This is a genomic window from Shewanella cyperi (assembly GCF_017354985.1).
In the GTDB taxonomy this organism is placed as follows: Bacteria; Pseudomonadota; Gammaproteobacteria; order Enterobacterales; family Shewanellaceae; genus Shewanella; species Shewanella cyperi.
In genome coordinates, this window is record NZ_CP071501.1 from 1,983,410 (window position 1) to 2,007,576 (window position 24,167).

Consider the following 24,167-nt stretch of genomic DNA (forward strand, 5'->3'; position numbering starts at 1 on the left):
GCTTATGACAAGCCTGCTGATACTCGTCATCATTGCCATAGTGGCTGTGTTGGCAATCAAGGATCTCCGGATGCGGTTTATTACCCGTCCGGTATTCAGTTTTTTCAAGAAAGTGCTGCCCCCCTTGTCCGATACCGAACGTGAGGCCATGGAAGCCGGTGATGTTTGGTGGGAAGGGGAGCTTTTCCGCGGCAAACCAAACTGGGACGCCCTCCATGCTTACGGTAAACCCACCTTGTCGGTGGAGGAAAAGGCCTTTATCGATAATCAGGTGATGACAGCCCTGACCATGATCGATGACTTTGACATAGTGCAGCAGCGCAAGGACTTGCCCCCAGAGCTGTGGGACTTCTTCAAGCGTGAGGGCTTCTTTGCGCTTATCATCCCCAAAAAATACGGTGGCAAGGGCTTCTCTGCCTATGCCAACTCCACCATAGTGGCCAAGCTTGCCAGCCGCAGTGTCAGTGCCGCAGTGACAGTGATGGTACCCAATTCACTTGGTCCGGGTGAACTGCTGACCCACTATGGTACCCAGGAGCAGAAAGATCGCTGGTTGCCGGCTCTGGCCAAGGGTGATGAAATTCCCTGTTTTGCCCTGACCGGTCCCGAAGCAGGATCCGATGCAGGTGCTATCCCCGATGAAGGCATAGTCTGTCGCCGCGAGTTTAACGGCGAGGAAGTACTGGGTCTGAGTCTGACCTGGGACAAGCGCTACATCACCCTGGCGCCGGTTGCGACTGTTTTGGGTCTGGCCTTCCAAATGAAGGATCCGGAAGGTTTGTTGGGCGATAAGGTAAACTTGGGCATCACCTGTGCGCTTATCCCCACCAGTCATCCCGGGGTAGAAATCGGCCCGCGCCATAATCCACTCAATATGGCCTTTATGAACGGCACTACCCGTGGCAAAGAGGTATTCATTCCACTGGACTGGATCATCGGCGGCCCCCAATACGCCGGTCGTGGCTGGCGCATGCTGGTTGAATGTTTGTCCGCAGGCCGCGGCATTTCCCTGCCGGCACTGGCAACTGCAACGGGCCACGTGGCGACCAAAACCACCACGGCCTACAGTTATGTGCGCCAGCAATTTGGTATGGCCATTGGCCATTTTGAAGGGGTACAGGAAGCACTGGCCCGAATTATAGCCAATACCTACCAGTTGGAAGCCGCCCGCCGCCTGACCACCACGGGCATAGATCTCAAGGTTAAACCCTCGGTGGTCACAGCCATTGCCAAGTATCATATGACCGAGCTTGGCCGCGACGTCATGAACGATGCCATGGATATCCAATCCGGCAAGGGCATCCAACTGGGGCCCAAGAACTACCTGGGTCATGGCTTTATGGCCAGTCCAATCTCCATTACGGTCGAAGGGGCCAACATATTGACCCGCAGCCTGATGATCTTCGGTCAGGGCGCGACCCGTTGTCATCCCTATGTGCTGGCGGAAATGGAAACCGCTGCCATGGAAGATCAGGATGAAGCCATTGAGCGTTTTGATAATTTGCTGATGGGGCATATGGCCTATGCCAGCCGTAACGCCCTCAGCAGCCTGGGCAATGCCCTCAGTGGCAGCTATTTCGCCGGCGCCCCCGTAAGCGGTGATACCCGCCAGTATTACAAGCACATGACCCGTATGTCCGCGGCCCTGGCCTTAACGACAGATCTGGCGATGTTGATATTGGGCGGCGAGCTTAAACGCAAGGAGATGTTGTCTGCCCGCCTCGGTGATGTGCTCAGTCAGTTGTATCTGGGCTCGGCAACATTGAAATTGTTTGAGGACAATGGCCGTCAACACGACGATCTGCCGGCGGTGCACCATGCCATGCAAACCCGCCTGCATCAGGCTGCAAAGGCATTGGATGAGGCTATCCGTAACTTCCCATCCAAACCCGTATCCTGGTTGCTCAGAGCCTTGATATTCCCACTTGGCAACCATTTCCATCTGCCAAGCGACAAGCTGTCTTCGGAGCTGGTGCAGTCCATGCTCAAACCCGGGCCTGCCCGTGAACGTCTGACTTTCCTTTGCCCTGATTTCGATGGTGATAAGGGTGGCATAGCCGAAGTGGAAGCGGCATTTGAAGCTCAATACCAGTGCAAGGGATTGTACAAAACACTGCGTCGGGCCCAGAAAGAAGGCAAACTCAAAGTCAAGTTGCCCCAAGATGAGCTGTATCAGGCAGCGCTTGAAGCCAAGGTTATTTCCGACGAGGAATTTGAAGCATTGAACAGAGCCAATGTTTTGCGTGTGGCGGCCATCAATGTGGATGAGTTCGACAGTCTGTAAGTAACACGATATTGAAAAACGCGCTTCAAGCGCGTTTTTTATTACTGTTAATGTAAAAGAAAAGGGCGCTGGTGCGCCCTTTTTATTCTCTATCAATTGCTCTGATTAGGCGACGATCAACACCTTGCAGGTGTTGGTGCCACCTATGGTTTCCATGGCATCGCCTTTGGTCATCAGCACCAGGTCACCGCTTTGGAGATAACCGGCGCTTTGCAGGCTTTCGAGGGCCTTTGATGCCAGCTCGTCGGCGGCATAGGCGGTGGAATCAAAATAAATCGGCTGAACACCGCGGTACAAGGCCATCTTGGCCAGAGTAGTCTCGTGGCGTGACAGACCCAGGATCGGCAGGGAAGAGCTGATACGACTCATCAGCTGCGGAGTCGCACCCGATTCGGTCAGGGCTATGATGGCCTTTACGCCATCCAGGTGGTTGGCCGCATACATAGTTGCCAGGGCGATGGTTTCTTCCACAGATGTGAAACGCTCGTCCATACGGTGTTTTGACACCTTGACGCTCGGATGTTCCTCGGCACCGAGGCACACCTTGGCCATGGCCTTCACTGTTTCTTCAGGGAAATCACCGGCTGCCGTTTCAGCAGACAACATTACCGCATCCGTACCATCGAGTACGGCGTTGGCCACGTCCATCACTTCCGCACGAGTCGGCATGGGTGATGAAATCATGGATTCCATCATCTGGGTGGCTGTTATCACTATCTTGTTCAGCTGACGTGAGCGGCTGATGAGTTTTTTCTGTACCGCAACCAGGGCCGCGTCACCGATTTCCACACCCAGATCGCCACGGGCAACCATAACGGCATCGGATGCCAGGATCACATCGTCCATGGCCTCGTCCGTAGCTACCGCTTCTGCGCGTTCAACCTTGGCCACTATCATGGCGTTGCTGCCGGCTTGCTTGGCAAGTTCACGGGCATAATCGAGGTCGGCGCCGCTGCGGGGGAAAGATACGGCCAGATAGTCAACCTGGATACGGGCGGCGGTGATAATGTCAGCCTTATCCTTTTCGGTCAGGGCTGCGGCAGACAAACCACCACCTTGCTTATTGATGCCCTTATTGTTGGAGAGGGGACCTGCCACTGTCACTGTGGTGTGTACCTTGCGGCCCTCGACCCGCTCAACCTTGAGCTGAACACGGCCATCATCGAGCATCAGAATGTCACCGATCTTAACGTCGTCCGGCAATTCCTTGTAGTCGATGCCAACCTGATTTTCATCGCCGGCACCCTTGCCCAGCTCTGCATCGAGGACGAACGCCTGGCCAAGATGCAGTTGCACCTTACGGTTATCCTTGAAGGTAGACACCCGGATTTTTGGACCTTGAAGATCGCCGAGGATGGCAACATGCACACCAAGTTCGCGGGCGATGCTGCGAACGCGTTCAGCGCGCTCCAGGTGATCTTCGGGTGAACCGTGGGAGAAGTTGAGGCGGACTACGTTGGCACCGGCGGCGATAATTTTGCGCAGGTTGTCATCACGATCTGTGGCCGGACCCAAGGTGGTCACGATTTTGGTTCTGCGGAACATGAGATACTCCGTTAAGTTTCAAAAAATCTTACCCTATATTATCAGACATTGACCTGATATGTAGGAAACTTACAAACAAAATGATCTATCTCACTCTTTTATTTTTCTGCTCATTTGGCTGAATCTCAGCAAATGAGAGCGGGGGATCAGTGATTCCCCGCGGAAACCAGTTACAGATTTGGTTCTTTATCGATTCTTGATTCTTTCAGTACTTCCTTCACACGCTTCAGACTGTCGCGGAAGCGAGGTCCCCTTCTGAGCGTAAAGCCGGTTGCCAGTACGTCTATGGTTACCAGTTGTGCAAGACGTGATGCCATGGGCAGGTACATGTCGGTATCTTCCGGCACTTCCATGGTTACTGCCAGGGTACATTCCTCGGACAGGGGCGAATTGCGTGCCGTAATGGCTATCACAGCGGCACCGTTCTCCCTGGCCAGTCTGGCAATGTCTATCAACGACTTGGTTCTGCCTGTGTGGGATATCAATACCACTACATCACCTTCGTTGCTGTTGATACAGCTCATGCGCTGCATCAATACATCATCAAAGCATATAACAGGTACGTTAAAGCGGAAGAATTTGTTTTGGGCATCATGGGCTACCGAGGCCGAGGCGCCGAGGCCAAAGAAAGAAATTTTCTTTGCCTGTGTCAGAATGTCCACTGCCTTATTGACGGCGCTGATGTCCAGGCTTTGGCGCGCTGTATCAAGTGAAGCCATTGATGATTCGAATATTTTTGTCGTGTATGACTCAGGGGAATCATCTTCCTCCACGTGCCGGCTGACATAGGGGGTTCCGTTGGCAAGACTTTGTGCCAGATGTAACTTAAAATCAGGGAAACCCTTGGTATCGAGACGACGGCAGAAACGGTTCACCGTTGGCTCACTGACATCTGCCATCTTTGCCAGTGTTGCTATGCTGGAATGAATGGCCGTTTGGGGCGATGCCAGAATCACTTCTGCCACTTTGCGTTCAGATTTACTGAACTGGGTGAGGCTTTTTTGGACCTTTTCTAGGGTATTCATACGCGTACGTCCGATCTCATTGAAGGTATCTTATATTATTGGGTGTTCTTGGCAGCGTACATTCGTATGCATGGCCGCCGGCACACTTGACAGCTTTTATTTAAAAAACAGTTTTTGAAAAAAGTTACTACTGCCAACAGTAATTTAAGCACAAAAAGCATATCAGATTTTACCCGAAACTGCCTAGCCACGGCGGCAGGAGTAATTTTCAAAATCTAGATGCATTTAACAAGTTCTGTTGTTATATTACAACAAAAGCGCAATTTCCTGACGACTCAAGAAACTGCAACGAACACAGGAGAGCTCTCAGCCATGGGCAAAACAACATCAGGGGCCAAAGCTTGTGATTTTGTCCTCTTCGGAACCAAAGGGGATTTGGCAAGGCGTAAACTGTTGCCATCTTTATATCAGTTGGACAAGGCAGAACTGCTGCATCCGGATACCAAAATAATCGGTGTCGCCAAGGATGAATTTTCCCGCGCAGAGTTCCGCGAGTTGGTCGATACCGCTCTTAACACCTTCGTCAAAGACCCCCTCTGTGCCGAAACGGTCACACGCTTCCTCGACCGTTGCCACTATATAGGCACAAATTTTACCGAGCCTGAGGGTTACAGTGCCTTTCACGAATTGCTGGATCCCGGCAAACGGGTGATGGTCAACTATTTCGCAACCCCTCCGGCTATTTTCGGCGACATCTGCCGCTGTCTCCATGAGCAAGACCTTATTCAGCCGGATACCCGGGTCGTTCTGGAAAAGCCCATTGGCTCGGATCTCGAGTCTTCCAGGGTAATCAACAACCAGGTCTCAGCCTATTTCAATGAAAGCCAGGTGTATCGTATCGATCACTATCTGGGTAAAGAAACGGTTCAGAACCTGATTGCACTGCGATTTGCCAATTCACTTTTCGCCTCCAAGTGGGACAACCGCACCATAGATCATGTGCAGATCACAGTGGCCGAGGAAGTGGGCATAGAAGGTCGCTGGGGTTATTTCGACAAAGCCGGCCAGATGCGCGACATGATCCAGAACCACCTGCTGCAGGTGTTGACTCTGGTTGCCATGGACCCGCCGGTTAACCTGGATGCCGACAGCATCCGTGATGAGAAGGTAAAGGTCCTTAAATCCCTCAGGCCCATCAATACCGACAACGTATTTGAAAATACCGTCCGTGGTCAGTATTCGGCTGGTTTTCTCAAGGGCAGCCCGGTTCCGGGTTACCTGGAAGAGGAGGGTGCCAACACCCAATCCCACACAGAAACCTTTGTGGCTTTGCGGGTGGATATAGACAACTGGCGCTGGGCCGGTGTGCCTTTTTATCTGCGCAGCGGTAAGCGCATGCCGTTCAAGAGTTCCGAAATCGTGGTGTATTTCAAAAATCCACCACACAACCTGTATCGCTCCAGTTACCGCAATTTGCCGCCCAACAAGCTGACCATTCGTCTGCAACCCCATGAGGGCGTTGAAATCCAGATGATGAACAAGGTGCCGGGGCTCGAGCAAAAGCAACGTTTGCAAACCACCAAACTGGACTTGAGCTTCTCGGATACCTTTAAGAACGAGCGCATCGCCGATGCCTATGAACGTTTGTTGCTGGAAGCCATGCTCGGAAATCAGGCGCTGTTCGTGCGCCGCGATGAAGTGGAGCAGGCCTGGACCTGGGTTGATGGCATCATCCAGGCGTGGGAAGCCAGCAATGAAAAGCCCAAACCTTATCCAGCAGGAACCTGGGGGCCGGTGGCGTCGGTGGCTTTGATCACCAAAGACGGTCGTTCCTGGGATGAATAAGGAGACAAGCGTGATAAAGGAAACCGTATTCAAGTCCTTTGATAACACCGAGTCGCTGGAAAGCATGTTGGCCGAGCGTATCGCCCGCCAGTTACAGGACGCAGTGGACCAGCGTGGCCAGGCCAGCCTGGTGGTATCGGGCGGATCTACACCGCTGAAGCTGTTTCAGGCGCTGTCCCGCAAGGGCATAGATTGGTCAGAGATATTCATTACCCTTGCCGACGAACGCTGGGTCGACAGTGACAGCCAGGATTCAAACGAACGCTTGGTTAAAGAAAACCTGATACAGAACAAGGCTGTCGGTGCCAAGTTCCGCTCATTGAAGAACATGTTTGCCACTGCCCGAGAGGGTGCCGCCATGGCAGCAGAACACATAGCCAACATTCCCAGGCCCTTTGACGTTGTGGTGCTGGGGATGGGCAACGATGGCCATACCTGCTCCTGGTTTCCCTGTTCAGCGGATCTGTCACAAGCCCTCGACAGCGAATCTCTTTGTGAAGCAGTGACACCGGGCAAAGCGCCACACGAGCGCTTGACCCTGACCCGTAAAGCCATACTCAACAGCCGCCAGATCTACCTGCATCTGGTGGGTGAGCAGAAATTGGCGGTTTACCGCCAGGCATTGGAACAGGATGACATTCTTGCCATGCCTATCCGCGCGGTATTGGCCCAAACCAAGACGCCGGTAGATGTATACTGGAGCGCCTAAGGAGGCAATATGCACCCTGTAGTACAGGCAGTGACCGACAGGATCATTGCACGCAGTAAGGCTAGCCGTCAGGGCTACCTCGACGCCCTCAACCAGGCCCGCCATAAAGGCGTGCATCGCTCATCTCTGAGTTGCGGCAACCTGGCCCACGGCTTTGCCGCCTGCAACACGGATGACAAGCAATCGCTTAGGCAGCTGACCAAGGCCAACATCGGCATAGTCACGGCCTTCAATGACATGCTGTCAGCCCATCAGCCCTATGAAGACTATCCCAAGCTGCTTAAGGCTGCGTGCCATGAAATAGGCAGTGTGGCTCAGGTAGCCGGTGGCGTACCAGCCATGTGTGATGGGGTCACCCAGGGCCAACCGGGCATGGAATTGAGTCTGCTCAGTCGTGAAATTATCGCCATGGCCACGGCCGTTGGCCTGTCACACAATATGTTTGACGGCGCCTTGCTGCTGGGGATCTGTGACAAGATAGTACCGGGCCTGCTTATTGGTGCCTTAAGCTTTGGCCACCTGCCGATGCTGTTTGTCCCTGCGGGTCCCATGCGTTCAGGTATTCCCAATAAAGAAAAAGCGCGTATTCGGCAAAAATTTGCCGAAGGCAAGGTGGACAGGGCAGCGCTGCTCGAAGCCGAAGCTCAGTCCTATCACAGCGCCGGTACCTGTACCTTCTATGGCACCGCCAACTCCAACCAGCTGATGCTGGAAGTGATGGGGCTGCAATTGCCCGGTTCATCATTCGTCAATCCGGACGATCCGCTGCGTGAAGCCTTAAGCAAAATGGCAGCCAAGCAGGTATGCCGCCTGACTGAACACAGCGGCCAGTACACCCCTATCGGCGAGATTGTCAGCGAAAAGTCAGTGGTGAACGGCATTGTGGCCCTGCTGGCCACCGGTGGTTCCACCAACCTGACCATGCATATAGTGGCGGCCGCCCGTGCTGCCGGCATCATAGTCAACTGGGATGATTTTTCAGAATTGTCTGATGCCGTTCCTCTGTTGGCGCGGGTTTATCCCAATGGTCATGCGGATATCAACCATTTCCACGCCGCAGGTGGCATGGCCTTCCTTATCCGGCAATTGCTGGATGCAGGCTTGCTGCATCGGGACGTGGCCACGGTTGCGGGTTTTGGTCTGGAACGTTTTACCAAAGAGCCCAAGTTACTGGACGGCGAATTAAAGTGGGTCGATGGTCCGAGTGCCAGTCTGGATCCCGAGGTGTTACGTCCGGTATCAGAGCCATTCCAAAATAACGGCGGTCTTAAACTGCTTAAAGGAAACCTGGGCCGCGCCGTGATTAAGGTCTCGGCGGTGCAGGAGCAACACAGGATTGTCGAGGCGCCGGCCGTGGTGATAGATGATCAAAACAAGTTGGAAGCTTTGTTCAAGTCCGGCGCCCTGGACCGGGACTGCGTAGTTGTGGTTAAAGGGCAGGGGCCAAAGGCCAACGGCATGCCCGAACTGCACAAGTTGACCCCCTTGCTGGGTACCTTGCAGGACCGTGGCTTCAAGGTCGCTTTGATGACCGACGGTCGTATGTCCGGCGCCTCTGGCAAGGTGCCCGCGGCGATTCATCTTACCCCCGAGGCACTGGATGGCGGAGCGATTGCCAAGGTGCGGGACGGGGATCTGATCCGGGTCAACGCCATCACAGGTGAGCTGAGCTTACTTGTCAATCAAGCTGAACTGGATGCCCGCGTGGCGGAAACCGTGGATTTGTCCCATTCCCGCTTTGGTATGGGCAGAGAGTTGTTCGGTGCCCTGAGGCAAAGTCTCAGCAGTCCGGAAACCGGTGCCCGCAGCACCCAAGCCATCGATGAAGTGTACAAGCATTAAGGAATCCTTTGCCATGTCTGGAAATAACTGGTCATTACAACCTCAAGACATCTTCAAGCGCAGTCCGATAGTGCCTGTGATGGTGATCAACAAGTTGGAACATGCGGTACCCTTGGCCAAGGCTCTGGTTGCCGGTGGAATAGCCGTGCTGGAAGTGACCTTGCGTACACCCTGCGCCCTGGAAGCCATCAGTAAAATCGCCAAAGAAGTACCGGAAGCCCTGGTGGGCGCAGGCACCATTCTCAATGAAGAACAGCTGCGTCAAGCCACCGAAGCCGGCGCTCAGTTCATCATTACCCCCGGCGCCACGCCGGAATTGCTGAAGGCGGCCATGGCCGGGACTGTACCTTTGATCCCGGGCGTCGCCAGCATCTCAGAAGTCATGGTGGGTATGGCTTTGGGTTACAAGCACTTTAAGTTCTTCCCCGCGGAAGCTTCCGGTGGTGTCGATGCCCTTAAAGCCTTCCAGGGGCCACTGGCTGATATACGTTTTTGTCCGACAGGTGGCATTACCCCAAGCAGCTACAAGGACTACCTGGCGCTGAAAAACGTTGATTGCATCGGCGGCAGCTGGATTGCACCGACGGATGCGATGGAGCAGGGCGATTGGGACAGGATCACCAACCTGTGTAAAGAAGCGCTGAGTGGGCTCAAGTAACAAAGCCAATCCAAATAAAAACCCCGCCTTGGCGGGGTTTTTATTTGGCATCTGCTCAGGTGCACTGATGAGTCATTAATTTCCTAAAGCAATAAAAAAGCCCCCTGGCGGGGGCCTTTTTATTTATGCGTATTACTTGGCAGTCATCAAGGCAACAGCATTGTCGAGCATGCGGTTACTGAAACCCCATTCGTTATCGTACCATGCCATTACTTTCACCAAACGACCACTGACGCGGGTTTGGGTCGCATCGAAGTTGGAGGAGAAGGCGTTATGGTTGAAGTCGATGGACACCAGAGGTTCATTGTTGATGGCCAGTACTTCGGCCAGTGGGCCACCGGCAGCAACGGCTTTCTCGATGATCTCGTTCACTTCTGCCACTGTGGTGTTGCGAGCGGCGATAAAAGACAGATCCACCAGCGATACGTTAACAGTTGGAACGCGAACGGCGAGGCCGTCGAATTTGCCCTGCAATTCAGGAACCACCAAGCCAACCGCGGCGGCAGCGCCTGTCTTGGTTGGGATCATTGACATGGCCGCAGCACGGGCGCGACGCAGATCGCTGTGATAAACGTCCGACAGACGCTGATCATTGGTGTAAGCGTGAATTGTGGTCATCAAACCCGATTCGATACCAATCGCATCGTTCAGGGGCTTGGCAAAAGGCGCCAGACAGTTGGTAGTACAAGACGCGTTGGAGATGACAGTCATGTCCTTGGTCAGGACATTGTTGTTCACGCCATACACCACAGTGGCATCAACATTCTTGCCCGGGGCAGAAATGATGACTTTCTTGGCACCGGCGCTCAGATGAGGCTGTACAGCCTCTTTAGAGGTGAAGATACCGGTACATTCAAATACCACATCGACCTTGAGTTCAGCCCAGGGCAATTTGGCAGGGTCACGTTCCTGGAAAGTCAGGATCTTGTCACCATTGACATAGATAGCCTCGGCGTCGTGATCAACCTTGGCGTTGAAGCGGCCATGGACTGAATCGTACTTGGTCAGATGCGCATTGATAGCGGCATCGCCAAGGTCGTTGATGGCAACAATTTCAATTGGGTAGTCTTTGTCACTTTCATAAAGTGCACGCAGGACATTTCGTCCGATACGGCCATAGCCGTTGATTGCAACGCGGATAGTCATTTCATATCCCTCTGGTGAGTATAAAAATCTTCTGGTAGTAAAATTACCAAAATGTCCGTTTTCGTCAAGTTAAATCGCGCGTTTTCCCGTGTTTAAGGGGTGTTTATTGTATTATTTTTACAAGCATCCCGTTTTTTAGAATTTATTTACCTGATTAAGTTCAAACTGGCTTGGATGATGCAGACAGCCATATGGGGACGGCTATCGATAGCGTTTATTTTTTGGGCTCAACGGCCATCAGCTTTTTGCTTATTTCGCTTCCGGCAAAGTCACCCGATGAGACCTCGTCGGCCAGGGACTCCGCATCGCGGTCCAATTCTTTAGCCAAGCTTTTGTTACCGCCCAGAAGCGCCAGCATCTGTTCATCGGATGCTTTTTGCCCGGTGAGCAGTATGTTAGCCCTTGAATAGATATACTCATTGTTGAGTTCACCCAGCATGTGACTTATACGCGCAAGCGCCAGTAGCCAATCCGGATCTATATGCTCCCCATGTTCCAGTCCGAGCAATTCGATAAAGCGTCGTCTGGCATCGCGGGGATCGGTATCGATAAAGTAGAGGGCCAATTGCGCCTTAAGCTTGGGATCCTTGATTTCGCCCCTGCGGTCGGCATCCAGTAGATACCCCAAGGCCTCGGAATCATTGAACCTGGACCAGTGATAATAGGCCAAATGGGGATCTTTGTTGTGTTTGGTGTGTTCCTGCAGCTCCTGCAGGTTTTGGGTTGCAACGCCAAAGGCTCTGAGTCTGTCGTTGGTTCTGTCCGTGTGTTTAATATGCTGTACCCCGGCGGCGAGCTCTACGCACTTGCTGTAGGTTTCAAGATATTTAAGCTGATCATAGAGTTGCTCACCGGATGGCGTCGCGGTGTTTTTCAGTATGAAGCGATTTCGAATGAGATCACCCTTTTCATAACGACACCAACTGTCCTTATGCAGATCTTCGCAAAGTTCAGGATTATTTTTACAGATTTTCTCGCTGCTACGGCCATTATCGCAGCCAATCAGGGTCAAAATCAGGGCTGTGGAAAGAATTGATCTAAATATTACTAGATTCTTACTCAAGAAAGCCTCCTGCAAGGAAATTTCTCTAATAAAATTACAGATTTACCTTAAAACGTTTTCTGGCGTACTGCCGTGTATTTCATTACAATAGCGCCGACCAAAAACAGGCTCCGTCCTGACATAAAGATGATTATTGGTCTTTTCTATTTGTTACTCAAACCTTTCTGAAATTATTTCAGAAAAGTGAGATAAAGGATCCGTAAATGAGTGCTGATAAACACCTTCAAAGCTGGCAACAACGTTTCGAATTGGCCGAGGCAATGCAGCCATTGCTGGGCAAACTGTACCGAAACCAAGGTGTGGAAGTCGTAGTCTATGGCAAGCCACTGTTGAATGCCTCTACCATAGATATCATCAAGGCTCATCGCCTGGTTCGCCGTCACGTCGGCGATAAGCTGCGTTTGCGCGAGAGTTTTCCTTTTGTCGAAGCACTCAGCAAGCTGGCAGTAAAACAATGTAAGGTGGATATCGGCAAGCTGGCCGTCAATTACTGGCGCAATCACACCGATGGCAGCGAAATCGAAGCCTACATGGCCAATGAGCTGGCTCAGGCCATCAATCACAGTGATGATGTGGAAGCCCGTGATGTTGTGCTGTACGGTTTTGGTCGTATTGGCCGTTTGTTGGCCCGTCTGCTGATAGAACGTACCGGTGTCAGCAACAAACTGCGCCTGCGTGCCATTGTTATTCGCGGTGGCCGTAATGGTGATTTGGAAAAGCGTGCCAGCCTGCTGCGTCGCGACTCGGTACACGGTCCTTTCAACGGTTCTGTTGAAGTGGACGAAGAGAACAATGCGCTGATCGCCAACGGTACTTACATCCAAATCATTTATGCCAATGGTCCTGAAGAAGTGGACTACACCAAGTACGGCATCAAGAATGCTTTGGTTGTAGATAACACCGGCGTATGGAAAGACGAAGACGGTCTGGGTCAGCACCTTAAGAGCCCAGGCGCTGCCAAGGTACTGCTGACTGCACCAGCCAAAGGCAACATCAAGAACATAGTGTATGGTGTAAACGACGGCGATATCCTGGAGCAGGATCTGATAGTGTCAGCTGCCAGCTGCACCACCAACGCCATTACCCCGGTACTCAAAGCCATCAACGACAAGTATGGCATTGAGAATGGCCACGTTGAGACCATTCACTCCTACACCAACGATCAGAACCTGATTGATAACTATCACAAGGCTGATCGTCGTGGCCGCAGTGCACCACTGAACATGGTTATCACCGAAACCGGTGCAGCCAAAGCCGTGGCCAAAGCGCTGCCTGTATTGGCAGGCAAGCTCACAGGTAACGCCATCCGTGTACCTACGCCGAACGTATCCATGGCCATCATCAGCCTGAACCTGAACAGTGAAACCAACAAGGATGATATCAATACCTATCTGCGTGATATGGCGCTGCACTCGCCGCTGCAGAATCAGATTGATTTCACCGAATCCACTGAAATAGTGTCCAGCGATTTGGTCGGTTCCCGATATGCCGGCGTGGTTGATAGCCAGGCCACCATTGCAGAAGGCAAGCGCGCCATTCTGTATGTATGGTATGACAACGAGTTTGGTTACAGCTGCCAGGTTGTGGGCGTGATGCAGAAGATGTTGGGCTTGAACCACCTGTCTCTGCCTGTTTCCGAATAATTACGGATTGGCAGTGAAAAGCCCGGCTTCAGCCGGGCTTTTTGTTGGTTGGCGAAAACGAGGTCTGTGTGCTGAATTTGTCAGCGGTCGGCACAATTCTGGAAAAAAAGCCGCTATCAAGCGTTGACTGGATGGGACAAAACAGTAGAATGCATTCCGCAGTCGAGGCTTCCAAGACTGCAAGTTCATAAGCGACATTAGCTCAGTTGGTAGAGCGATACCTTGCCAAGGTATAGGTCATCGGTTCGAACCCGATATGTCGCTCCAAATCTCCGCTTTCAGCGGTATCAGATGGCGCGATGGCAGAATGGCTATGCTGCGGATTGCAAATCCGTCGATCTCGGTTCGACTCCGGGTCGCGCCTCCATTATCAAGCTTTCAAAAGTACATTCCTTAAATAATTCTCAAAGAAAACCTCAAGATATTGTCGTATTAAGACAATACAAATAAATTCATCGAATTTTATCTTTGTATGCTTTGAGCGCATTGGCGGCAATGGTATAACTACCGCATCTTTCCAACGCCCTTATTTTCAGGATGCAGTAATGATATTTTCCGATGTAGAGCTCGCCCCAGCCGATCCCATTCTTGGCCTTACCGATGCGTTCAAGGCCGATCCCCGCAGTGAAAAAATTAACCTGGGCGTGGGTATTTTCAAGGATGAGGCAGGGGATACTCCTGTGCTTGCCAGCGTCAAGCAGGCCGAGGCCATTCTGCTGGCGGAAGAATCCAGCAAGAATTATCTGGGCATAGACGGGGTTCAACTCTACAACAAAGTTGTGCAGGAATTGCTCTTTGGCAATGAGCATCAGGTCCTTAAGGACAAGCGGGCCGTAACCGCCCAGGCCCCTGGTGGAACAGGTGCACTGCGTATCGCTGCCGAATTCGTGGTGCGTAATACCCCAAGCCGGGTCGTGTGGATAAGCAATCCGACCTGGGCAAACCATAGAAGTGTATTTGAAACTGCCGGTCTGGAAGTAAAAGAATACGCCTATTACGACGCGCAAACTCAGGATCTGGATTTCGCCGGCATGTTGGCGTCGCTGGCCGATGCCCAATGCGGCGACCTGGTTTTGCTGCATGGCTGTTGTCACAATCCAACCGGTATTGATCTGAATCTGAGCCAGTGGCAGACAATAGCTGAGCTGTGTCTTGAAAAAGGCCTGGTGCCTTTGTTCGACTTCGCCTATCAGGGCTTCGGCACAGGGCTGAATGAAGATGCTGCCGGTTTGCGACTGCTGGCGGCGAAGGTGCCTGAACTCCTGGTTGCCAATTCATTCTCAAAAAACTTTGGTTTGTATAACGAGCGTATCGGTGCCGTCACCCTGATAGCGGATTCGGCAGAAACGGCTGCCGTCGCATTCAGCCAGGTTAAACGTACCATTCGTGCCAATTACTCCAATCCTCCGGCTCATGGCGCGCTGATAGTCAGTACCATACTCAGTCGCCCCGAGTTAAGAGCATTGTGGGAGCAGGAGCTGACAACTATGCGCAATCGTATAGCCGAGATGCGTACACTGTTTGTGGCCAGCCTGAAAGCAGAAGGTGTGAAACAGGACTTCAGTTTTATTGAGCGTCAGGCGGGGATGTTCAGTTTCTCGGGACTGAACAAACAGCAGGTACAGCGCTTGCGTGATGAGTTTGCCGTTTACATCGTTGGCTCCGGTCGCATCAGTGTGGCCGGCATGACCAAGGCCAATATGGACGCCATCTGTAAGGCTATTGCTGCCGTGCTGTAGTACGATAATAAAATGAAAAAGGGCTGCCTATGGCAGCCCTTTTTTGTCAGGCAATTTTTCTTGCCTGCTGCAGCAGGAGATTCAGCGCGTCAATCAGCCCGAGTCTGTCGTGCAGCCCGGGATGATGTTTCGATTGCAAGGGGAAATAGTAACAACGGCCTTCCCGATAAATTTGCTCTGAGTGGCAAATAACGCTGTCTATAACCTCTTTGCCTATCAGTCGATGGCACCATTGCATTTTTTGCATTGGGTTCAGGTTCGCTGCGGCCGAAGGTTCCGGAGTGAGATTGTCTATCAAGATCACCCTGGCATTGCTGCTGCGGACAGCGTTTGCGATTCTGGGCAACAGCAGTGCCGGTAGGGTGCTGGTAAGAAAACTTCCTGGCCCCAGCAGGATAAGATCCGCCGCTGCAATTGCCTGACAAGCTTCATCCGTTGCCTCAACCATGGGCTCAAGCGCCAATGCCAGCGGTGTTTCCTGCATTCCATCAACCTGCAATTCGCCTATGACCCGCTGTCCCGAGGTATTGAGTGCGACCAGGTGTGTTGGTTGCTCCGACATGGGGATCAGCCGGGTTTCAATCTTGAGCAAATTGCGGATAAGGTTTACTGCTTCCAGCGGCCGCACGCACAACTTGTCCAGCGCCAGCAGAATTAGGTTGCCCAGGTTGTGGCCATTGAGTTCACCACAACCTTCAAAGCGATAATCAAACAACAATGACCCCAGTGATGGCCTGTTGGCCAATTGGGTAAGGCAGTTCCTAAGGTCACCCCATGCGATACAGTCTTCTTCCAGTCTCAGACGGCCGGTAGAACCGCCATTATCTGTAGTGGCGACTATGCCGGTCAGGCGGGATCCCAGAAAATCCAGGCACGACAGAAGTCGCCCCAGGCCGTGTCCACCACCGATGGCAACCACATTTTGGTATTGAGAAAAATGTTGTGTGTGCATACTAAACTCTGTCCCTGGTCCACAGCCTTCTATTCCTTTACGCCGACACATCCTTCCGGCGGACAAGCGCTAGTTTACCCAATCGCGGGCGGAAAAGAAGCCGAAAATTTTGTCGCCGGGGGGTTATCGCCTATAATGCCTGCTGGCATTTGATGAGCAATGTCATAATTATTCGTTGAATTAATAGGATAGCATCGGGAATGGGTTTGATAAGCCGTATTTTGATTGCCTTCGGCCTGGTCATAGTAGCGATTTTCAGCCTCAGGTTGTGCTTGTTGCCAGTGTCTGAGTCACAAAAGAGCCTGTCGCAATTAAGCAGTATGCAAGCGTCTGCCAGTGCTGATGTGCCTGACTTTGATGAGATCATTGATGTCACTGAGAAGAAGCAGGCGTTTTTCGATTTTCTGCGGCCCATAGTGAAACGCCAAAACAGCATCATAGCCACCGAAAGGCAATTTCTTGAAACCTTGGCCGAAAACCTCGATAACGGCCATTCACCGTCCCAGGCCGACATTTATAAATTCAATAAACTGGCGCAAAAATATCAGTTGGAATTGAGAACCCTGGACGCCACAGCGCTGCATCGTATGCTGCGGCGGGTGGATGTGGTCCCCGAGGCAATGGTGCTCATCCAGGCGGCCAACGAAAGTGGCTGGGGAAGCTCACGCTTTGCCCGGGAAGGGCGTAATTTCTTTGGGCAATGGTGTTACACCAAGGGCTGCGGTCTGGTGCCTGAGTCCCGCAGCGGGGGCATGAGCCATGAGGTGAAAGTCTTCAAGACGGTTGAATCCTCGGTTTCCTCCTATATGCGCAATCTGAACTCCAATGGTGCCTATGCCATGTTCCGTGCCATCAGAGCAGATCAACGGGCACAAGGGCGTACACCGAATGCCGAAGATTTGATTTATGGCCTGGTCAACTATTCAGAGCGCCAGGATGCTTATATCGAAGAGTTGCTGCAGATGTTGCGGCATAATAAAAAATATCTGGTTGAAAATAATGAACAAAGCTCTGCTGTTTAGCTTGTTGTTTACGCCTGTCGTGATGGCGGAAACTGTCTCTTTGGAATACAAGGAGTTTTATGAACGCCTTAAAGTGGTCAACAAATCCGGCGTTCAATTGATCGAGCTGGCCTTCAGCGTGGCTCCTGCCGATAAATGCCCTCTGGAAGGCGGACAAATCACCTCAGGCAGCCAAAGTTATCCTTTGACCATTTCCAGGGATCAGCGGCTGTTGTTGCCCTTTGATGAGCAACTAAAACTGGATAGGGCACTGATCCAGTTGACCATATCTGGCGAAGAAAATCGTTGCGGACTGGCAATGCAACTCCGTGAACGTCAACCTATGATGAATTACAGTGCCGAGCGCCTTACCCAGCTGCTGACCGAAATGGACAAGGTACTGGATAATATGCAGGGTTTCCCGCTCAAATATTTCAGAAAACCCATAGATGGTTTAAGTTTTGAGTTTGTGGATGACGGTGCCAGGGTAATTTTGGATGGTGTAAACAAAGCTGCCGGCAGCAAATTTACCCTCAGCAAAGAAGAGTTGGCTCAGGTTAAGATAGTACAATTCAGCCAGGTGCCCAAAGTGGTAAGTCCTTGGATTAGCCAATAGAACACAGTAATAAAAAAGCCCGCTGAGCGGGCTTTTTTATTACTGCAATTTCCAATCAAGGCTGAAAGGTGCTGACAATGTCGATTCGCTGCGCCATATCCAACTTGATATGGCCGCTGTTACTGACGTCCATAAAATCAAAAGCCGGCAAGTCGGCTTCAGCCACATCGCCACGGAACTCTGCATTGGGATCGCGTTTAAGCGAGACAAAATCAAATTGTTCCCTGTCCACGCCTTGGGATGGCGCGGTATTCTGCATGGCCGTAAATATGGTTTCGATGCGTCCGGGATAATGCTTGTCCCATTGGTTGAGCATGTCCTTGATTGCGGCACGCTTAAGGTTTTCCTGTGAACCGCAAAGATTACAGGGAATGATGGGAAACTGTTTCAGTTCGGCGTATTCGGCGATGTCCTTTTCGCGGCAGTAGGCGAGGGGACGGATCACTACGTTGGCGCCGTCATCTGAAAGCAGTTTGGGCGGCATGGCCTTCATTTTTCCGCCGTAGAACATGTTCAAAAACAGGGTTTCTATGATGTCGTCCCTGTGATGCCCCAAGGCGATTTTTGTCGCACCTATTCGCTGGGCAAAACCGTAAAGGGTGCCACGGCGCAACCTGGAGCACAGGGAGCAGGTGGTTTTGCCTTCGGGGATCTTGTCTTTGACTATGGAGTAAGTGTCTTTTTCAAGAATGTGGTAAGGGATATTCAGGCTGTCGAGATAAGCAGGCAACACGTGCTCGGGGAAGCCGGGCTGCTTTTGGTCGAGATTGACTGCCACTATTTCAAAGTTTACCGGGGCACGTTGCTGTAGATTGATCAATATATCCAGCATGGCATAGCTGTCTTTGCCGCCGGAGAGGCAACACATGACACGATCGCCTTCTTCAATCATGTTGTAATCGGCAATGGCGCTGCCAACTTCACGGCGCAGTCGCTTTTGCAACTTGTTAAGCCGCGTGATTTGTTTTTTGCTGAGTTCTTCCGAAAATACTTCTGACATAAAAAAAGCGCCCGATAACCTGGTTGTTTCAGGGCGCGTATTATTCCAGCTATCGACTGGCGGGTAAAGCGCTATGCGTCTGCCAGCGGTGATTTATAACCTTCGGGTTTGATAGCCAACAGGTCACAGTTAAGACTGTCGATGACATGCTCGGCGGTGTTGCCGATAAGGGCCGCTGACAACCCGGTACGACCTACGGTCCCAAGGATCACCAACTCGGCATCCAAATGCGAGGCCAACTCGGGGATCACGTCCTCGGGTAAACCTTCCTTCACATGACAGTGCTCTGCGGCTATGCCGTAGGCGGTAGCCAGGTAATCTACCCTTTGTTCATGTTGCATGCGGATAGATTCGTTGTAGGTATGGGCATCAAAATCAGGCAATTCAATGGCGAGATTTACCGGTGTTCCGGGATAGCCGTTGACCAGATGCACCTCGGCACCGAATTTCTTGGCCAGTTCCTGGGCATGCTCAATGATCTTGCCGTTAAGGGACTGATGCTCGGGATCTTCGCTGGCCACGTTAACCGCACAGAGAATTTTTCCGCCCACCTGCCAACCGTGTTCTTTGACCAGGAGCACAGGAATAGGGGACTTGCGCATTAAATGCCAATCGGTGGGGGTAAAGATCACGGCCTTGAACTTATCGTGTTCGTGGGTGCCCTTAACGATAAGATCGTAACCGCCGGCAATAGCGTGGTTGATAATGCTTTCAAAGGGACGGTTGTGCCAAACCACTTCACTGTCAATGCTAATGCCGCGTCCTTGGTATTCGGCAAGCACATCGGTGAGCCAGGCTATCCTCTGCTCAATAACCCCTTTACGCATGGCTTCCCTTTCCTGGGTAGACAGCATGGAGGTCATCTCATAGGAAAAATCATAGATAGACAGAAATACCGTAATGGCCGCACCATTTTTTTCTGCCAATTCGACCGCTCGGGCAACGGCTGCCTGCTTGTCTGTGGTAGGGTCAATGACCACCAGCAGCTTTTGATAATCCTTCATAATTGACTCCAATTATTTGTCGTTGTGGTTATATTATGCACCACTGATGCAGCTGCGAATTGTTTTAGATCAATTCCTTACTATCACCTGGCAATTCTGGCGGTGCCAGCCAGTTGATTGAGGCCGGCAGCGTCTAATATGGTGATGTATTTACCTTTCACCTCAATTAAACCTGACTTCTGGAAGCGCCCCAGCAAACGGCTGATGGTTTCGACCGTCAGTCCCAGATAGTTGCCTATATCACCGCGGGTCATGGTGAGCCTGAATTCCCGGGCGGAGAAACCACGATTACCGTAGCGACGGGCCAGATTACTGATAAAAGCCGCCAGTCGTTCCTCGGCATTCTTCTTGCTGAGCAGCAGAATCATCTCCTGATCGCTCATGATTTCATTGCTCATCAGGCGCATGATTTGCTGGCGCAACTTGGGCATGGTGCCGGACAGTTCATCCAGGGTATTGAAGGGGATCTCGCATACCATGGAGGTTTCCAGAGCCTGTGCAAAGCTTTGGTGGCTTTGACCATGGATCCCGTCAAAACCTATGACGTCACCGGCGAGGTGAAAGCCGGTGATTTGCTCATCACCTTGCTCTGTGATGGTGTAACTCTTCACGGTTCCGGAGCGAATGGCATACAAAGATTTCAGGGAATCACCGGACTGAAAAATTTGCTCACCCTTTTGAATGGGCTTTTTGCGTTCAATGATGTTGTCCAACTGGTCCAACTCATTGGTATTCAACGTAAATGGAATACACAGAGTTCCCATGCTGCAGTCGTGACAATGTATGGTGCAACCTGCGTTTGCGGGGCGACGGCCTTTTGTTTGATCCATTGCGATATTCAATCCCGAAACTGTCTGTTTAGCTTATGGTAAACCAATTGTGTTTTCTGGGCTAGCCAAGCTGTGATAATCCAATATATAGGGTCTGTAGCCCGAAAACCATTAAAATAATACCGAAAATCAGCCTGATACTACGTTTTTGTAGCCAGGATGACAGGCTGCTGGCAGCAAAGCCACTGCTTAACATCACCGGCAGTGTTCCCAAACCGAAAAACAGCATGATCAGCATGCCCTGAAGCGGATCTGCCGATGCAACCGACCAGGTAAGAGTGGAGTAAACCAGGCCACAGGGCAGCCAGCCCCAAATCATGCCGGCAAAGAAGGCTTTGCTGCGCCTGTTTATCGGTAATAGGGGGCGGGAAAGTGGCTGCAGCCAGCGCCAAAGCACCTTGCCGAGCTTTTCCAGACGCAGCAGGCCATGCCATATCCTGGCGATATAGAGCCCCAGCAGGATCATCATGGTGCCTGCCACAAGCCGCATCATCAGTAGAAAATGCTTTGCCTGCAGCAGGGTGTCCAAACCGGACACCAGGGCACCACAAAGTAATCCTGCAAGGCTGTAACTGAAAATACGGCCGAAGTTATAGCTGAACAAAAATCCCAGCCTGTGGGCCAAATGATTTTCACCCGGTGCCGGCGCCGGGATTTGGGCTGAAAAAGCGCCGGTCAGACCGCCGCACATCCCAAGGCAATGACCACCGCCCATCAGGCCAACGAAGAAAGCGGCAGCAACTCCGTACTCCATCATGGCTGCGGATCTTGCTCTTCAGCGGGCTTAACCTGCTTGGTATCTTCGTCAAACAAAATGGACAGGCTTTGGCGATCCAAATCGTCAAATTGTTCGGAGCGCACCGCCCAGAAAAACACCCCCACGGCTATCAAGACGAATAGCATGGCAATGGGGATCAACACGTAAATAATGCTCATAGTTTGGTCCTGAGAAGGCGAAGGCTGTTGCTGACAACAATCAACGAACTGGCAGACATGCCAATGGCCGCCACGTAGGGCACGACATGCCCCGTTACCGCCAGGGGTAACACCAACAGGTTGTAACCCAGCGCCCAGGCCAAATTCTGCCTGATAATGCGTCTGGTGCGTTTGGCTATTGCTACGGCCTGGGTAAAACGATGGAGATGATCGCCAAGTAATATCAAATCGGCGTTATTTTTGGCCAGGGCCGTGCCACTGCCCATGGCGACCGACACGTGGGCGGCGGCAAGCACAGGGGCGTCATTAATGCCATCGCCGAACATGGCCACCTTGTGGTGAGCTTGCAACTCACTGATGAGCGCAAGCTTGTCCGCAGGCTTCAAATTGGCGTGTACCTTTTCAATACCCAAGGACTCGGCAACCTCGAGTACGTGGCGGGAATTATCTCCGCTGGCAATGGCCAGCCCGAAACCCTCACGTTTAAGTTCATCAACCGTCTGCTTGGCGTCGGCTCTTAATTTATCTTCCAGGGCGTATGCAGCAATAAGCTTGCCGTCGCAACTGAGGTAAATCCACTGGCGCTTGGCATCGACTGGGGAGCAGTTACAAAAGGCTGCATTGCCTATTCTGAAGACCTTTTGCTCTATGACCCCCTCAATACCTTCACCCACGAAATGACGGATAGCGTTGGCTTTCAACGAGGATGAAAGGTAAGGGCTGAAGGCTTTGGCTATGGGATGCAAAGAGCCGTATTCCAGCGCCGCGGCAAATTCGAGAACCTCGGCTTCCGTATACTCATCAAAAAGCCTTATCCCATCTATGGTGACATTGCCGTTGGTTAGGGTGCCTGTTTTGTCGAACAGCACGGTATCAATCTGGGGCAGCTTTTCAAAAACGCCGGGCGTGCGGCTGATGATCCCCAGGCGAGTAAACAGTCCGGTCGCACAAGTCACAGCCGTTGGGGTCGCCAGCGCCAATGCGCAGGGGCAGGTGGCGACCAGTACCGACAATGTTATCCAGAACGCATCCTCCGGCGAGATGAAATAGTGCCAGATCAGGAAGGTGATGGTCGCGATGGTAAGTATGGTTGCCGAGAAGTACCTGGCCAGCTTGTCAGCCAATATGGCGATGGCGGGACGGCTGTTGGCCGCGAACTCCTGGAGTCGCATGATTTCTGCCACCAGTTGGTCTTGCCCAAGGGCGCTCACCTGAATTTCAAGAGGCTGTTCCAAATTTATGGTGCCGGCATACACCTGCTCAGCGGGTCTTTTGAGAACAGGGTGCTGCTCGCCGGTGAGCATGGCTTCATTCACACCGGATACCCCGCTTATCACCTTGCCGTCTGCGGCGATGGCTTCCCCGGGTTTAACAAGAATAATATCGTTCAGTACCAGACGTTTAGCAGGTATTTCCTCAGGCGTACCATTGGTTAACCGCACTGCGGTCAGGGGCACCAGTTTATGCAGGTTACTGGCGCTGACGGAGGCCTTGCGACGGGCACTTTGTTCAAAATAGCGACCTAACAGCAGGAAGAAAGTGAACATGGAAACGGATTCAAAGTACACCTCGCCTGTGCCTTGAATGGTTGCCACACAACTGGCGATATAGGCGCCGCAAATGGCAATCGACACCGACACGTCCATGTTCAGGCGACCGGACAGCAGTGCCCGCAGAGCACTGAAATAGAAGGGTTGGGCTGAGTAAAACACCACAGGTGCCGCAAAAATCAGGCTCACCCAGCGGAAATAGTCACGAAATTCGGTTTCAAGATCGGTGAAGTAACCGGCGTAAAGGGCCAGTGCAAACATCATCACCTGCATTGTGGCAAAACCCGCAAGGCCCAAACGAAGGAGAAAGCGGCGGCTGTTGCGACTGCTGGCCAGCTCTTCGGAATCAAGCTGGAATGGCGCCGCGTGGTAACCTATACGGTTGATCTCGTTAAGTATGTTACTGAGTTTAAGCTGATCTGGCAGCCATTTGATCAGGGCACGCTGGGTGGTTGAGTTGACCATGGCCTGCTTTACACCCGGCATCTGCTTAAGCTTATGCTCAATCAGCCAGGCGCAGGCGGCGCAGCTAATCCCATCAACAGTGAGGGTAACTTCTTCCAGACCATTTTGGCTGTGAACAAAATCCTGTTGCACTTCGGGCAAATCGTAGGCGCTGAAGCCCTTGAGTGCTTCGGGGACCAGGGCCTGTTGACGACTGGCCGGTTCGGAGCGGTAACGGTAATAGCTGGTCAAGCCGGCATCCACAATTGCTTGCGCGACCGCCTGGCAGCCGGGGCAACACATGGGCCTGTGTTCACCATCAATGAAGGTGGAAAAACTATCTACTGCGGCTATGGGTTCAGCACAATGGAAACACTGGGAAATGGCCATGGCAC

Annotated in this window: 20 protein-coding genes and 2 tRNA genes; 11 read left to right on the forward strand and 11 right to left on the reverse strand. The window is 52.1% G+C overall.

Translation table 11 applies throughout. The features are described from left to right. Positions 1 to 4: 4 nt before the first annotated feature. A complete protein-coding gene (locus JYB84_RS08570; RefSeq protein WP_207322973.1) occupies positions 5 to 2,284 on the forward strand; it encodes an acyl-CoA dehydrogenase in 2,280 nt (759 codons plus the stop codon). A gap of 105 nt (positions 2,285 to 2,389) precedes the next feature. Here the strand turns inward: JYB84_RS08570 and pyk are convergent, their stop codons facing one another. Both pyk and JYB84_RS08580 read right to left on the reverse strand, forming a co-directional pair. Continuing rightward, the gene (gene pyk / locus JYB84_RS08575; protein ID WP_207322974.1) at positions 2,390 to 3,829 is read right to left on the reverse strand and encodes a pyruvate kinase; all 1,440 of its coding nucleotides are present in this window, start codon (positions 3,827 to 3,829) and stop codon (positions 2,390 to 2,392) included. 170 nt (positions 3,830 to 3,999) lie between these two features. Next, the gene (locus JYB84_RS08580) at positions 4,000 to 4,854 is read right to left on the reverse strand and encodes a MurR/RpiR family transcriptional regulator (protein ID WP_207322975.1); all 855 of its coding nucleotides are present in this window, start codon (positions 4,852 to 4,854) and stop codon (positions 4,000 to 4,002) included. Between the two features lie 312 nt (positions 4,855 to 5,166). Between JYB84_RS08580 and zwf the strand changes: the two genes are divergently transcribed. Genes zwf through JYB84_RS08600 form a run of 4 tightly spaced genes read left to right on the forward strand, consistent with a single transcriptional unit; the run spans position 5,167 to position 9,848 of the window. After that, entirely contained in the window at positions 5,167 to 6,639 is a 1,473-nt protein-coding gene (gene zwf, locus JYB84_RS08585; protein ID WP_207322976.1) for a glucose-6-phosphate dehydrogenase, read from the forward strand. A gap of 10 nt (positions 6,640 to 6,649) precedes the next feature. Then, positions 6,650 to 7,348 (forward strand): 6-phosphogluconolactonase, encoded by a 699-nt coding sequence (gene pgl, locus JYB84_RS08590; RefSeq protein WP_207322977.1) that lies wholly within the window; start codon positions 6,650 to 6,652, stop codon positions 7,346 to 7,348. Between the two features lie 9 nt (positions 7,349 to 7,357). After that, positions 7,358 to 9,190, forward strand: a complete 1,833-nt coding sequence (edd, locus tag JYB84_RS08595) for a phosphogluconate dehydratase (RefSeq protein WP_207322978.1) — start codon at positions 7,358 to 7,360, stop codon at positions 9,188 to 9,190. Positions 9,191 to 9,203: 13 nt separating this feature from the next. Further along, a complete protein-coding gene (locus JYB84_RS08600; protein ID WP_207322979.1) occupies positions 9,204 to 9,848 on the forward strand; it encodes a bifunctional 4-hydroxy-2-oxoglutarate aldolase/2-dehydro-3-deoxy-phosphogluconate aldolase in 645 nt (214 codons plus the stop codon). Between the two features lie 132 nt (positions 9,849 to 9,980). Here JYB84_RS08600 and gap read toward each other — a convergent pair whose 3' ends face one another. Beyond that, complete coding sequence (gene gap, locus JYB84_RS08605) at positions 9,981 to 10,994, reverse strand: type I glyceraldehyde-3-phosphate dehydrogenase (protein WP_207322980.1); 1,014 nt, start codon at positions 10,992 to 10,994, stop codon at positions 9,981 to 9,983. A 214-nt stretch (positions 10,995 to 11,208) separates the two neighbouring features. Next, entirely contained in the window at positions 11,209 to 12,057 is an 849-nt protein-coding gene (locus tag JYB84_RS08610; protein WP_228290923.1) for a DUF2989 domain-containing protein, read from the reverse strand. A 203-nt stretch (positions 12,058 to 12,260) separates the two neighbouring features. Here JYB84_RS08610 and JYB84_RS08615 point away from each other — a divergent pair, with 203 nt between their 5' ends. From JYB84_RS08615 to JYB84_RS08630, 4 genes are all read left to right on the forward strand, one after another. After that, positions 12,261 to 13,700 carry a glyceraldehyde-3-phosphate dehydrogenase gene (locus JYB84_RS08615; protein WP_207322981.1) on the forward strand — a complete coding sequence of 480 codons (1,440 nt, stop codon included), beginning with the start codon at positions 12,261 to 12,263 and terminating at the stop codon, positions 13,698 to 13,700. A gap of 191 nt (positions 13,701 to 13,891) precedes the next feature. Beyond that, a tRNA-Gly gene (locus JYB84_RS08620) sits at positions 13,892 to 13,967 on the forward strand. 26 nt (positions 13,968 to 13,993) lie between these two features. Next, a tRNA-Cys gene (locus tag JYB84_RS08625) sits at positions 13,994 to 14,067 on the forward strand. Positions 14,068 to 14,245: 178 nt separating this feature from the next. Continuing rightward, a complete protein-coding gene (locus tag JYB84_RS08630; RefSeq protein WP_207322982.1) occupies positions 14,246 to 15,439 on the forward strand; it encodes an amino acid aminotransferase in 1,194 nt (397 codons plus the stop codon). Positions 15,440 to 15,485: 46 nt separating this feature from the next. Here the strand turns inward: JYB84_RS08630 and yvcK are convergent, their stop codons facing one another. Continuing rightward, entirely contained in the window at positions 15,486 to 16,391 is a 906-nt protein-coding gene (yvcK, locus tag JYB84_RS08635) for a uridine diphosphate-N-acetylglucosamine-binding protein YvcK (protein ID WP_207322983.1), read from the reverse strand. Between the two features lie 200 nt (positions 16,392 to 16,591). Here yvcK and JYB84_RS08640 point away from each other — a divergent pair, with 200 nt between their 5' ends. After that, positions 16,592 to 17,413, forward strand: a complete 822-nt coding sequence (locus JYB84_RS08640; RefSeq protein WP_207322984.1) for a glucosaminidase domain-containing protein — start codon at positions 16,592 to 16,594, stop codon at positions 17,411 to 17,413. Continuing rightward, positions 17,391 to 18,008, forward strand: a complete 618-nt coding sequence (locus JYB84_RS08645; RefSeq protein ID WP_207322985.1) for a DUF2987 domain-containing protein — start codon at positions 17,391 to 17,393, stop codon at positions 18,006 to 18,008. The genes JYB84_RS08640 and JYB84_RS08645 overlap by 23 nt, the downstream gene beginning before the upstream one ends. A gap of 55 nt (positions 18,009 to 18,063) precedes the next feature. Here the strand turns inward: JYB84_RS08645 and ttcA are convergent, their stop codons facing one another. From ttcA to JYB84_RS08675, 6 genes are all read right to left on the reverse strand, one after another. Beyond that, a complete protein-coding gene (ttcA, locus tag JYB84_RS08650; RefSeq protein WP_207322986.1) occupies positions 18,064 to 19,008 on the reverse strand; it encodes a tRNA 2-thiocytidine(32) synthetase TtcA in 945 nt (314 codons plus the stop codon). A 71-nt stretch (positions 19,009 to 19,079) separates the two neighbouring features. Beyond that, the gene (gene uspE / locus JYB84_RS08655) at positions 19,080 to 20,012 is read right to left on the reverse strand and encodes a universal stress protein UspE (RefSeq protein WP_207322987.1); all 933 of its coding nucleotides are present in this window, start codon (positions 20,010 to 20,012) and stop codon (positions 19,080 to 19,082) included. Between the two features lie 83 nt (positions 20,013 to 20,095). Beyond that, positions 20,096 to 20,842 carry an electron transport transcriptional regulator EtrA gene (gene etrA, locus JYB84_RS08660; RefSeq protein ID WP_207322988.1) on the reverse strand — a complete coding sequence of 249 codons (747 nt, stop codon included), beginning with the start codon at positions 20,840 to 20,842 and terminating at the stop codon, positions 20,096 to 20,098. Between the two features lie 61 nt (positions 20,843 to 20,903). After that, entirely contained in the window at positions 20,904 to 21,599 is a 696-nt protein-coding gene (locus JYB84_RS08665; RefSeq protein WP_207322989.1) for a sulfite exporter TauE/SafE family protein, read from the reverse strand. Continuing rightward, complete coding sequence (ccoS, locus tag JYB84_RS08670) at positions 21,596 to 21,778, reverse strand: cbb3-type cytochrome oxidase assembly protein CcoS (RefSeq protein WP_207322990.1); 183 nt, start codon at positions 21,776 to 21,778, stop codon at positions 21,596 to 21,598. Before ccoS ends, JYB84_RS08665 begins: the two co-directional genes overlap by 4 nt. After that, entirely contained in the window at positions 21,775 to 24,162 is a 2,388-nt protein-coding gene (locus tag JYB84_RS08675) for a heavy metal translocating P-type ATPase (RefSeq protein WP_207323158.1), read from the reverse strand. The genes ccoS and JYB84_RS08675 overlap by 4 nt, the downstream gene beginning before the upstream one ends. Between the last annotated feature and the right edge of the window lie 5 nt (positions 24,163 to 24,167).